Origin of the sequence: Streptomyces sp. NPDC093065, from assembly GCF_044754585.1 — a bacterium.
GTDB lineage: Bacteria > Actinomycetota > Actinomycetes > Streptomycetales > Streptomycetaceae > Streptomyces.
On record NZ_JBIVPJ010000004.1, the window covers coordinates 501,132 to 512,639 of the forward strand.

General features: G+C 72.3%; 12 protein-coding genes. 8 read left to right on the plus strand and 4 right to left on the minus strand.

Features of this window, described 5'->3' with window-relative positions; genetic code table 11:
• Window positions 1-157 precede the first annotated feature (157 nt).
• The 4 genes from ACIQFU_RS10785 (at window position 158) to hemC (ending at window position 4,615) form a co-directional block, all read left to right on the plus strand.
• Window positions 158-1,612, plus strand: a complete 1,455-nt coding sequence (locus tag ACIQFU_RS10785) for an MFS transporter (RefSeq protein WP_402550519.1) — start codon at window positions 158-160, stop codon at window positions 1,610-1,612.
• Between the two features lie 96 nt (window positions 1,613-1,708).
• Window positions 1,709-2,689, plus strand: coding sequence for an ATP-dependent DNA ligase (locus ACIQFU_RS10790; protein ID WP_402550520.1), 981 nt, complete (start codon window positions 1,709-1,711; stop codon window positions 2,687-2,689).
• 141 nt (window positions 2,690-2,830) lie between these two features.
• Complete coding sequence (locus tag ACIQFU_RS10795) at window positions 2,831-3,607, plus strand: NPP1 family protein (RefSeq protein ID WP_402550521.1); 777 nt, start codon at window positions 2,831-2,833, stop codon at window positions 3,605-3,607.
• Between the two features lie 72 nt (window positions 3,608-3,679).
• Window positions 3,680-4,615 (plus strand): hydroxymethylbilane synthase, encoded by a 936-nt coding sequence (gene hemC, locus ACIQFU_RS10800; protein ID WP_402550522.1) that lies wholly within the window; start codon window positions 3,680-3,682, stop codon window positions 4,613-4,615.
• 60 nt (window positions 4,616-4,675) lie between these two features.
• Here the strand turns inward: hemC and ACIQFU_RS10805 are convergent, their stop codons facing one another.
• The gene (locus tag ACIQFU_RS10805; RefSeq protein WP_402550523.1) at window positions 4,676-5,200 is read right to left on the minus strand and encodes a hypothetical protein; all 525 of its coding nucleotides are present in this window, start codon (window positions 5,198-5,200) and stop codon (window positions 4,676-4,678) included.
• 302 nt (window positions 5,201-5,502) lie between these two features.
• Between ACIQFU_RS10805 and ACIQFU_RS10810 the strand changes: the two genes are divergently transcribed.
• On the plus strand, window positions 5,503-6,294 hold the full coding sequence (locus ACIQFU_RS10810; RefSeq protein WP_402550545.1) for a SigB/SigF/SigG family RNA polymerase sigma factor: 792 nt from the start codon (window positions 5,503-5,505) through the stop codon (window positions 6,292-6,294).
• Here the strand turns inward: ACIQFU_RS10810 and ACIQFU_RS10815 are convergent.
• On the minus strand, window positions 6,242-6,634 hold the full coding sequence (locus ACIQFU_RS10815) for an ANTAR domain-containing protein (protein ID WP_402550546.1): 393 nt from the start codon (window positions 6,632-6,634) through the stop codon (window positions 6,242-6,244). The genes ACIQFU_RS10810 and ACIQFU_RS10815 overlap by 53 nt on opposite strands.
• Before the next feature lie 182 nt (window positions 6,635-6,816).
• Between ACIQFU_RS10815 and ACIQFU_RS10820 the strand changes: the two genes are divergently transcribed.
• The gene (locus ACIQFU_RS10820) at window positions 6,817-7,620 is read left to right on the plus strand and encodes a VOC family protein (protein ID WP_402550524.1); all 804 of its coding nucleotides are present in this window, start codon (window positions 6,817-6,819) and stop codon (window positions 7,618-7,620) included.
• 10 nt (window positions 7,621-7,630) lie between these two features.
• Here the strand turns inward: ACIQFU_RS10820 and glgX are convergent, their stop codons facing one another.
• Together glgX and ACIQFU_RS10830 are read right to left on the minus strand one after the other, a co-directional pair.
• The gene (gene glgX, locus ACIQFU_RS10825; protein ID WP_402550525.1) at window positions 7,631-9,778 is read right to left on the minus strand and encodes a glycogen debranching protein GlgX; all 2,148 of its coding nucleotides are present in this window, start codon (window positions 9,776-9,778) and stop codon (window positions 7,631-7,633) included.
• The gene (locus tag ACIQFU_RS10830; protein ID WP_402550526.1) at window positions 9,775-10,290 is read right to left on the minus strand and encodes a pep a2; all 516 of its coding nucleotides are present in this window, start codon (window positions 10,288-10,290) and stop codon (window positions 9,775-9,777) included. Before ACIQFU_RS10830 ends, glgX begins: the two co-directional genes overlap by 4 nt.
• Before the next feature lie 305 nt (window positions 10,291-10,595).
• On the opposite strand from ACIQFU_RS10830, the gene ACIQFU_RS10835 reads away from it, so the two are divergent.
• Both ACIQFU_RS10835 and ACIQFU_RS10840 read left to right on the plus strand, forming a co-directional pair.
• Window positions 10,596-10,868, plus strand: a complete 273-nt coding sequence (locus tag ACIQFU_RS10835) for a DUF5133 domain-containing protein (RefSeq protein WP_402550527.1) — start codon at window positions 10,596-10,598, stop codon at window positions 10,866-10,868.
• 61 nt (window positions 10,869-10,929) lie between these two features.
• A partial coding sequence (locus ACIQFU_RS10840) for a maltotransferase domain-containing protein (RefSeq protein ID WP_402550528.1) occupies window positions 10,930-11,508 on the plus strand: 579 nt, incomplete at its 3' end.

The window sequence follows — 11,508 nt, forward strand, 5'->3', positions numbered from 1 at the left end:
GCCACGGAAGCCTACGGGGCTGCTGTGCCGCATCGCCGCCCGGCCCGGACGCGCGTTCCCTCTCTCCACCCCGTAGGATACTTCAAGCGACTGACTTAAATATTCGCGCTCCGCTTCTCACACTCGTGGCAACACGCATCGCTCGAAAGGCTCTTCCATGCCCGCTTCCCCCGCCACGCCACGGCCGAACGCCGTGGTGGCGGTACTGGCCCTGGCCGGGATCGTCGTCGCGCTCATGCAGACCCTGGTCATCCCGATCATCCCGGAGCTGCCGAAGCTCCTGGACGCGTCGGCCTCGGACGCGGCCTGGGCGGTGACCGCCACCCTGCTCGCCTCCGCGGTGGCCACTCCGGTCGTCGGCCGGCTCGGCGACATGTTCGGCAAGCGGCGGATGCTCCTGCTCAGCCTGATACTGCTGATCAGCGGCTCGGTGGTCTGCGCACTGAGCGACACGCTGGTCCCGATGGTCGCCGGCCGCGCCCTGCAGGGCCTGTCCGCCGCCGTGATCCCGCTCGGCATCAGCATCATGCGCGACGAGCTGCCCGCCGACCGGCTGGCCGGCGCCACCGCGGTGATGAGCGCCTCCCTCGGGGTCGGCGGTGCGCTCGGCCTGCCCACGGCCGCACTGATCGCGGACAAGCTGGACTGGCACATGCTGTTCTGGCTCTCCGGCGCACTCGGAGTGGTGTCCCTGGTGCTCGTGCTGGCACTGGTACCGGAGTCGGCGGTGCGCACCGGCGGCCGCTTCGACCTGCTCGGCGGCCTCGGCATGGCCGCCGGTCTCGCGAGCCTGCTACTGGCGATCTCCAAGGGCGGCGACTGGGGATGGTCCTCGGGCACCACCCTCGGCCTGTTCGCGGCGGCCGTGGTGATCCTGCTGGTCTGGGGCTGGTGGGAGCAGCACACTCCGGAGCCGCTGGTGGACCTGCGCACCACCGCCCGCCGTCAGGTGCTCTTCACCAACCTGGCGTCCGTCGCCATCGGCTTCTCGATGTTCGCGATGTCCCTGGTGCTTCCGCAGCTGCTGCAGTTGCCCGAGGCCACCGGTTACGGACTCGGCCGCTCCCTGCTGACCACGGGGCTCGTGATGGCGCCGTCCGGTCTGGTGATGATGGCGTTCGCCCCGGTCTCCGCGAAGGTCTCCAAGTCCCGGGGCCCGAAGGTGACGCTGATGATCGGCGCCCTGATCGTGGCGGCCGGCTACGGCCTGAACATCGTGCTGATGTCCGAGGTCTGGCACCTGGTCCTGGTCTCCTGTGTCATCAGCGCGGGCATCGGCTTCGCCTACGGCGCCATGCCGTCGCTGATCATGGGCGCGGTGCCGGCGAGCGAGACGGCCGCCGCGAACAGCCTCAACACCCTCATGCGGTCCCTGGGCACCTCGGTCGCCAGTGCCGTCGCCGGTGTGATCCTGGCCCAGCTGACCATCGACCTCGGCGGCTTCGCCCTGCCGTCCGAGAACGCGTTCAAGGTGGTCATGGCCATCGGCGCCGGCGCCGCCCTGCTGGCCGCCGCCATCGCCTCGTTCATCCCCCGGCACCGTCCGGCCGGCGCGCCGGCGGGCCCGGCTCCGGCCGACGGCGTCGCGGCGGAGGCCGCCTCCGTCCGCTGACCGCGACAGCGCCGGTCCTGCCCGGGACCGGCGCCGTTCAGGCGAACCTGGGGCGCGACGCGCGTGAGGCCGCCCGGGCGGGTCGAGTACTGACCCGTGGAGCTGCCGCTGATCCCTCCGATGCTCGCCACCCCCGGCACCCTGCCGCCCGCCGGCCAGGACGCTCGCTGGGCCTACGAGACCAAGCAGGACGGCCAGCGCGTGGTGGTCTATCTGCCTGGCGACGGGAGTCTCCTGCTGCGTGCGCGGTCCGGCCAGGACATCACCGCCGCCTACCCCGAACTGGCGCCGCTCGCCGCCTCGCTCGGCGACACCCCCGCCGTACTGGACGGCGAGGTGCTGGCCCTGGACGAACGGGGCCGCGCCGACTTCCAGTTGCTCCAGTCCCGGATGGGCCTGGCGCACGCCCCGGCCCGCGCCGCGCACCGGGCGGCCAAGGTCCCCGTCCACCTGGTGCTCTTCGACGCCCTGCACCTGGCGGGCCGCTCCCTGCTGCGCACCCCCTACTCCGGCCGCCGCGAGCGGCTGACCGGCCTCGGCCTGGACGGGCCGTCGTGGTCGACGCCGGGCGCGCTGGTCGGGCACGGCGAACAGGCCCTGCGGGCCACCCGTGAGCACGGCCTGGAGGGGCTGGTGTGCAAGCGGCTGGACTCGGTGTACGAGCCCGGGGTCCGCTCCCGGGCCTGGGTCAAGATCCGCAACATGCGCAGCGAGGACGTCGTGGTCGGCGGCTGGCTGCCCGGCAAGGGGCGGCTCGGCGGCCTCCCCGGTGCCGTCCTGGCCGGCCAGCGCGCCGCCGGCCGGCTGCGCTACGTCGGCGGGGTCGGCACCGGCTGGAGCGCGGGTGAGCGCACCGAGCTGGCCGCGCTGCTGGCGGCTGCGGCCAGTGACGTCTGCCCCTTCGACCCGGTGCCGTCGGTGCCGGGGGCACGCTGGGTCGTGCCCCGGCTGGTCGGCGAGGTCCGCTACAGCACCCGTACCCGCGAGGGCCTGCTGCGCCAGCCGTCCTGGCTCAGGCTCCGCCCGGACCTGACGCCCGAGGAGTCGGCCGCCGACATTCCGGACGACCTGGTGTGAGCGGGTGACGCCGGATCAGGTGTTGGGCCGCTCTTCACCGCGGGGACGCCGGTGCGCCCTTGGCGCGCGAGGGAAAAGGGGGGAACCTGAACTCCCCTTCCCCCCACAGCCGTTGGGCTGCCCCACCCCGAGGAGGACGCGATGTTCTCGCGTGCCGCCGCAACGCCCCGCCGCAGATGGCTCACCGTGCCGCTCGGTGCCCTCGCCCTCGTCGTCGCCTTCCCCGCCACCGCCTTCGCCGCCCCGCCGCCGGGACTCCCCGGCAACGCCGACACCCTGGAGCAGGCGTACCAGCCCGCCTTCGACTACGACACCGACGGCTGCTACCCGACCCCGGCCATCGGAGCCGACGGAGCGGTCAACGGCGGCCTGAACCCGACCGGCGCCCTCAACGGCAACTGCCGCGACGCCTTCGACCTGGACAACACCAACGGTTACGCGCGCGCCAAGTGCGACGGCGACTGGTGCGCCTACATGTACGGCCTCTACTTCGAGAAGGACCAGGCTCTGCCCGGCACGAGTCTCGGCGGCCACCGGCACGACTGGGAGCACGTGGTGGTGTGGGTGAAGGACGGGGCCGCGCAGTACGTGTCGACGTCCAACCACGGTTCGTTCAGCGTGCACGAGCGTTCCGCCGTCCGCTTCGACGGCACCCACCCGAAGATCGTCTACCACAAGGACGGCATCGGCACCCACTGCTTCCGCCTGGCGACCTCGGGCGACGAGCCGCCGGAGAACCACAAGGGTGCCTGGCAGTACCCGGCCCTGGTCGGCTGGAACAGCTATCCGGCGGGCCTGCGCGACAAGCTGAGCTCCTACGACTTCGGCAGCGCCGACTTCGGCCTCAAGGACGGCAGCTTCGCCTCCCACCTGGCCGCCGCAAAGCCCGCCGGCGTCCCCTTCGACCCGTACGCGTGAGAGGGGGGCGGCAATGGGCCGGTCGGGCGGATCCCGGCCCGTGGGCGCCCCCGCGCGCACTATCGTGTCCGCATGTCCGCCCCCGAACTGATCCGCATCGTCTCCCGCGACTCCCCCATGGCACTGGCTCAGGTCGAGCGTGTGCGCGCCGAGTTGGCGGCCCTCCACCCCGGCGTGCGCACCGAGGTCGTGCCGGTGAAGACCACCGGCGACAAGTGGCTCGGCGACCTGTCCCAGGTGGAGGGCAAGGGCGCGTTCACCAAGGAGGTCGACGCCGCGCTGCTGACGGGCGAGGCCGATCTCGCGGTGCACTGCGTCAAGGACGTGCCCGCCGACCGGCCGCTGCCCGCCGGGACGGTCTTCGCCGCGTTCCTGAAGCGGGACGACGTGCGGGACGCTCTCGTCCACCCGGACGGGCTCACCCTGGACGAGCTGCCGGACGGGACGCGGATCGGCACATCCTCCGTGCGCCGTGTCGCCCAGCTGGCCGCCACCCACCCGCATCTGCGGTGCGTGCCCTTCCGCGGCAACGCCAACCGGCGGCTGGCGAAGCTGGCCGCGGGAGAGGCGGACGCGCTGCTGCTCGCCGTCTCCGGTCTGGAGCGCATCGGACGGGGCGACGTGATCAGCGAGGTCCTCTCCCCCGAGACGATGATGCCGCCGATCGGCGCGGGCATCCTCGCCCTGCAGTGCCGCGAGGGCGACAGCGGTCTGATCGACGCGGTGAGCGGCCTCGGGCACCCCGGGACGCACCGGGAGGCGACGGCGGAGCGCATGTTCCTGCACGTCCTGCAGGGGCACTGCAACAGTCCGATCGCCGGGCACGCGCACGTGGACCGCGGCGGGGAACTCTCGCTGCGGGCCTGCGTGTTCACCCCGGACGGCAAGGTCCGGCTGAACGCCCACGAGTGGGCAGGCCGGCTCGACCCGGCGACCCTGGGCACCTCGGTCGCGGTGGCCCTGCTGCGGCAGGGCGCCCGGGAGATCATCGACGGCATCGCCCACTGAGGACGGCGTCGCGCACGGGAAGCGGCACACCCGGCCGGGGGCGGCCGCCCGGCGCAGGGGTCAGGCGGAGCCGTCCTCCGACTGGCCCCGCAGGAAGGCGCTCACCTGGTGCGCCACGCCCTCGTCGCGCACCGTGCCGCACGGGGCGGCCCCGGCCCCGTCGGGCAGCCCGAGGGCGCCGCTCCACAGCCGGCGGTCGGCCCACTCCTCGTCCACCCTCAGCTGCACCTGCACGTCGACCAGGCTCAGGCTCGCCTCGGGACCGGCGCCGTAGAGCACGGCGGTGGCCCGGCGCAGCGGGTAGACGTCGAAGCCCTCGATGAACTGGGAGTTGCGCCAGTCGAGGAAGGCGCTCTCCCCGTCGGGGCCGATCCGCACGTCGATCTGGCCGTCCTCCAGGTGGATGCCGAGGTGCCGCCCGCCCCGGTTCTCGACGGTCACCCGGACCCGGAAGTACGTCAGCCCCTCGGCGGCGTCGTCGCGCCCACGCGGCGGCTCGGCGGGCTCCAGACGGTGCACACGGACCCGCAGGCCGGCGTGCTCGTCGTACTCCTGCCAGTCCCCGACCACGTTCGGCTCGTACACGGTGCCCCTCTCGACCTCTCGACGCTGCTTCCTATCTGTGCGCCGATCGCACTGTCAAATGAGCGGAATGCGCTGTGGCCAGGGCCTTCGCCCCTTTTGATCGGTGATCAAGCGTTGCGCAGGGACGATCCGCCGGGGCCCGTCCGCGCGGTCACCCGGAGCGTGCCGCACATCACGTCCCGCGACCGGGCGGCCGCCCGGTCACCGGTGTGCCTCCGTTCGAGTGGCCGTCCGGGACATTCGCGCTCAGTATCCATATATACGAGGACTTGCCAGCACCCCTGCTGAGGGAGGTGCGCGTGATGCGTGTCGCCGGCAGAACCCAGCCCCACCCGCACGACGACGCCCCCGACACGGCCGCGGCGTTCGACCGGCTCGCCGGGCTGCCCGAGGGACCGGAGCGCAAGGCGCTGCGGGACGAACTGATCCGGGTCTGGCTGCCCATGGCGGAGCGGATCGCCGTCCGCTTCCGGGGCCGCGGCGAGAACCTGGAGGATCTCTATCAGGTGGCCGCCCTCGGCCTGGTCAAGGCCGTCGACCACTACGACCCGCAGCGCGGCCACGCCTTCGAGGCCTACGCGGTGCCGACGGTGACCGGGGAGATCAAGCGGCACTTCCGCGACCACATGTGGACGCTGCACGTGCCGCGGCGCATCCAGGACCTGCGCAACCGGGTCCGCAGATCGGCGAAGGAGCTGGCGCAGACCACGCCGGGCCGTCCCCCGACCGTCGAGGAGATCGCCGAGCACGCGCAGCTGACCACGGTCGAGGTACGGACCGGCATGGAGGCCCTGGAGTGCTTCTCCGCGCTGTCCCTGGAGGCGGAGATGCCCGGCACCGACGGCTACGCGCTCGGTGACGCGCTGGGCGGGCCCGATCCCGCCTTCGACGCGGTCGTGGACCGGGTGGCGGTGCGGCCCTGCCTGGAGGCGCTGCCCGAGCGCGAGCGCACCATCCTCTACCTGCGCTTCTTCGGGGGGATGACGCAGAGCGGCATCGCCCGGCAGCTCGGCATCTCCCAGATGCACGTCTCCCGGCTGCTCACGGGCTGTTTCGACCGGATACGCGAGGAGATCCTTGCGGAGGCCCGCTGAGCGCGGGCCCGCCGCACACCGGCCGTCCCAGACGGTCCTCCAGGGCGGCCAGGATCTCCGGCGGCATCACCCCGGTGCGCCCCCAGATGAGTACCGTTTCCGCCACATTGCGGAGTTTGATGTTCGTATGCTGGGAAACTTCCTTCAGGACGATCCACCCCTCGTCCGGCGTCACCCCGCCGAGGACGACGACCACACCGATCGCCTGGTCGACGACGGCGTGCGAGACGACCGCCTCCTTGAGCTGCCGGACCTCCTCCTGCAGCCGGAATATCTGGTCCGAGTCGGAATCCGGGTCCGGGTCCGGGGCCGGACCCGGGCGCACGTCGGTGGGGGGCATGGTCACCTCCGGGCCTCCATCCTCACCAGCCGCGGCCTGCCGCGCCACCGGGCCGTCCGGGGCGGGCGCGCCACCGTTTCGGCGTCCTGTGCGGGGTACTCGCCAGGCGCCCGCCGCACTCCCGGCCGGACGCTGGTGTCGAGCCGGTGGCTTCCGGTGGACGAGACCAGGACACGACTGCCATGAACCACGACACGACATCCGCCCCCCGCGGGGAGGGCCTGCTGTCCACGCACTCCGTGTACGGCGCCCCCTGCTGGGTAAGTCTCACCAGCCGTGATCTGAAGGCCACCGAGGAGTTCTACTCCGCCGTGCTGGGCTGGCAGTGGCGGCCCGTCCGGCTGGGCGAGCCCTTCCGCATCGCCCTGGCCGACGGGGTGCCGGTCGCCGGGATCGCCGCCGTCGCCGCGATGTGGCAGATGGCGGTCGCCTGGACGCCGTACTTCGCCGTGCGCAGCGCGGACGAGGCCGCGTCGCGGGCGCAGGAGCGCGGCGGCACCGCTGCGGTCGGGCCGATCTCCCTGCCGCCGGGGCGGGCGGCCCTGCTCGCCGACCGGGACGGCGCGACGTTCGGCATCTGGGAGGGCGAGCTGTTCTCGGACTGGGACGCCTGGCGCACCAAGCGTCCCGCCTTCATCCGCCTGCACACCCGTGACGCCTTCGACGCCGCGATCTTCTACGGCGAGATCTTCGAGTGGGCGTCCGGACAGGGCTGCTGCGAGGTCCGGTACGAGGGCGACGAGGTGGTCCTGCGCCACGAGGGCCAGGTCGTGGCCCGGATCGAATCGGGGGCGCTGGGCGCGGCCCCGGACCCGGCCGTGCGGCCGCACTGGCAGGTCCACTTCGCGGTCGAGGACGTCAGCGCCTGTGCCCGTACCGCCGAGCGGCACGGCGGCAGCGTGCTCTCGCTGAGCGAGGACGAGGCGGTGCTCCGGGACGCCGACGGCGCGCAGTTCACGGTGACCGCGCGCCGCCTCGGCAGCTGATCTCACCGGCTCACCGGCCGGTGCGCGACGGCCGGGAGAGCAGCACCAGGCTGCGCTGCCCGACGGTCAGCCTGGTGCCCGCCTTGTACTCGGCCTCGTCGGGGACGCCCTCCGGGTCGGCGGTGTCGACGAGGGTCGTCCAGCGCTCGCCGTAGGTGACGTCGGGCAGCCGGAAGTCGGCCGGCTCCCAGTGGCTGTTGAGCAGCAGCAGGAAGGAGTCGTCGACGACGGCCCGGCCCCGGGGGTCGGGTTCGGCGATGGCGTCGCCGTTGAGGAACACGCCGACGGTGTGCGCGTCGGAGCGCTGCCAGTCGTCGTCGGTCATCTCCCGCGCGTCGGGCAGCAGCCACACCAGGTCGGGCAGCGGCTGGTCCGCGTGGGTGAGGGTCTCGCCGCGGAAGAAGCGGCGCCGGCGCAGCACGGGATGGCCGGCGCGCAGGGCGATCAGGCGCCGGGCGAAGTCCAGCAGCGCGCGCTGCTCCTCGCCGAGCCGCCAGTCGATCCAGGAGATCTCGTTGTCCTGGCAGTAGGCGTTGTTGTTGCCGCGCTGGGTGCGGCCCAGTTCGTCGCCGTGGCAGATCATCGGGATGCCCTGCGAGAGCAGGAGCGTGGCCAGGAAGTTGCGCTGCTGCCGGCCGCGCAGCTCCCGGACGGCCGGGTCCTTGGTGTCGCCCTCGGCTCCGCAGTTCCAGGACCGGTTGTGGCTCTCGCCGTCCCGGTTGTCCTCGCCGTTGGCCTCGTTGTGCTTGTCGTTGTACGAGACGAGGTCGCGCAGCGTGAAACCGTCGTGCGCGGTGACGAAGTTGACGCTGGCGCGGGGGCGGCGGCGGCTGTGCTGGTACAGGTCGGAGGAGCCGGTCAGCCGGGAGGCGAACTCGCCGAGCGTGTGCTCCCCGGCGCGCCAGAAGTCCCGTACGGCGTCGCGGTACTTGCCGTTCCACTCCGACCACAGCTGGGGGAAGTTGCCCACCTGGTAGCCGCCCTCGCCGACGTCCCAGGGCTCGGCGATCAGCTTGACGCGGCTGATCACGGGGTCCTGCTGGATGAGGTCGAAGAACGCGGACAGCCGGTCCACCTCGTGGAACTGCCGGGCCAGGGTGGCCGCGAGGTCGAAGCGGAAGCCGTCGACGTGCATCTCGGTGACCCAGTACCGCAGCGAGTCCATGATGAGCTGGAGCACGTACGGGTGGCGCATCAGCAGGCTGTTGCCGGTGCCGGTGGTGTCGTAGTAGTGCTGCCAGTCGCCGTCCACCAGGCGGTAGTACGAGGCGTTGTCGATGCCCCGGAAGGAGAGGGTGGGGCCCCTCTCGTTGCCCTCGGCGGTGTGGTTGTAGACCACGTCGAGGATCACTTCGAGACCGGCCTCGTGCAGGGTCTTGACCATCGACTTGAACTCGCTGACCTGCTGGCCGCGGGTGCCGAGGGCGGCGTAGCCGTTGTGCGGCGCGAAGAAGCCGATGGTGTTGTAGCCCCAGTAGTTGGACAGGCCCCGGTCCTGGAGCACCCCGTCGTGCACGAACTGGTGCACCGGCATCAGTTCGACGGCCGTCACGCCGAGGGAGGTCAGGTGCGCCACGACCGCCGGGTGCGCGAGGCCCGCGTAGGTGCCGCGCAGTTCCTCGGGCACGTCGGGGTGGGTGCGGCTGAGCCCGCGGACGTGGGCCTCGTAGATGACGCTCTCGGAGTACGGGCGCCGGGGCGGTCGGTCGTCGCCCCAGTCGAAGAACGGGTCGGTGACCACGCCCAGCATGGTGTGACCGGCACTGTCGCCCGGGTCGGCCCGGCCCTTGGCCCGCTCGAAGAGGGAGGCGTGGTTGTCCACCAGCCCGTCCACGGCCCGGGTGTAAGGGTCGAGCAGAAGCTTCGCCGGGTTGCAGCGGTGGCCGACGGCGGGGGCCCACGGGCCGTGGACCCGGTAGCCGTAGCGCTGCCCCGGGCCGACGCCGGGCAGGTAGCAGTGCCACACGAAGCCGTCGACGTCGGGCAGCGGGACGGTGCTGTGGTTGCCGTCGTCGTCGACGAGCACCAGGTCGACCCGCTCGGCGACCTCGCTGAACAGGGCGAAGTTGGTGCCCTGTCCGTCGTACGACGCCCCCAGGGGGTAGGGGTGCCCGCTCCACACGGGCGACCCCTTCCAGTTCGGTCTGGCGCGGGTCACCGGGCATCCTCCAGCACGCCGTCGGACGTACGTGCCCGGCCGGCCACCCGGGCCACCGCCATGATCTCTCGCGGCACTTCCAGCCCCTCCTGGGTGATCGGCTCGGGATCCGTCGCGACCAGCGGGACGCGTTCGCCGGCGCGGGCGCGGCGCGAGAACCAGATGACCTTCGCCCCGGTGTCGGTGGCACAGCAGCCCCAGCCGTCGCTGTTGGCCGCGAGGTGCTGCAGACAGGTGCGCAGGTCCTGGTCGGGACGGAGCGCGTGGTCGTTGCCCCCTACGGCCGTGATGAGGTGCTGGTGGTTCCACCACATCTCGATCGACGTGTTCTTGTCGCTCGCGTGCTCGTCGATCGCCAGCAGCAGCATCTCGGCGCCCGAGCAGACGGGTTCGACGAGGTTCTCCAGGTTCCAGAACCGGAGGTGAGCGGCCAGGATGCGCCTGACCTGTCCGACCCGTTCCGGGCTCACTTCCACGTCGAGGTGGTAGTAGCAGGGCACTGCGGTCTTCATCGTCGTGGCTCCTCACCGCGCGGGCTCTCGCTCCTCCGCGTCCCTTGGGGGACGGGCTCCCCGATCACGAAGCGTGAGCGCTGATCGCTTCTGAGTCACTCCAGAGTGGGAGCGGTAGTCCATTCGTGCAACACGAGCAGCTCGGGGCCGGGATCCGGGCGGGAGCGGACGACGAAAGCAGTTGAAGATCCAACAAGACGGGGTGTCACCATCCGTGCACCATGTGTGAAGAACTCGATCGCCCCCGACCCGATCGTCCAGAACCCGATCGTCCGTACCCCGGACCGTCCGGAAGGTGACCGGCCATGCTGCTCCCCGCGAAGAGCGAAGTCGCCCGGCAGCTGCGGCATTACCGCGCCTGGGAACGCTCGATGCTGGCGTCCCCCACGGACGTCACCGTCCGGACCACCTTCGAGGACTCCGGATACACCCTCTGCGTGCTGATGGGGAAGCGGTGCGCACGCGAGGCCGCGGACGCTGCTGAAAGGTATCTGCGGACGAACCTGCTCACCCACGCGCAGGAGCGGACGGAGCGGCTCGCCCCGACGGGGCACAGGACCCCCTCGGGCGCGGCCTGACCCGATCGGCCCAACCCAATCGGCCGGGCCCGCGCCCGGCCCCGAGCATGGCGGAGGTGAGATGCGGATGAGTGCGACCGTGGGGATCGGACGTATCCCGGTCCGGGACGTCCACCCGGTGGTGGAGAACGGCAGGCGCCCGGCGAAGGCGGTGACGGGAGAGACGTTCGAGGTCACCGCGACGGTGTTCCGGGAGGGGCACGACGCGGTGGCCGCCAACGTCGTGCTGAAGGACCCCGAGGGCCGGCCGGGGCCGTGGACGCCGATGCGGGAGCTGGCGCCGGGCACCGACCGCTGGGGCGCGGAGGTCACTCCGGGGGCACCGGGTCACTGGACGTACCGGGTGGAGGCGTGGAGCGACCCCGTCGCCACCTGGCGGCACGCCGCGCGGATCAAGGTCCCGGCCGGCATCGACACCGGTCTCGTCCTGGAGGAGGGGGCCGAGCTGTACCGGCGGGCCGCCGCGGGGGTGCCCGCGGACGCCGGACGGCCGGTGGTGCTGGCCGCGGCCGAGACCCTGCTCGACGACACACTGCCGGTGGCCACCCGGCTGGCGGCGGCGTTGACGCCGGAGGTGGACGCGGTCCTGGCCCGCCATCCCCTGCGGGACCTGGTCACCTCCTCCGAGCCGCTGCCCCTG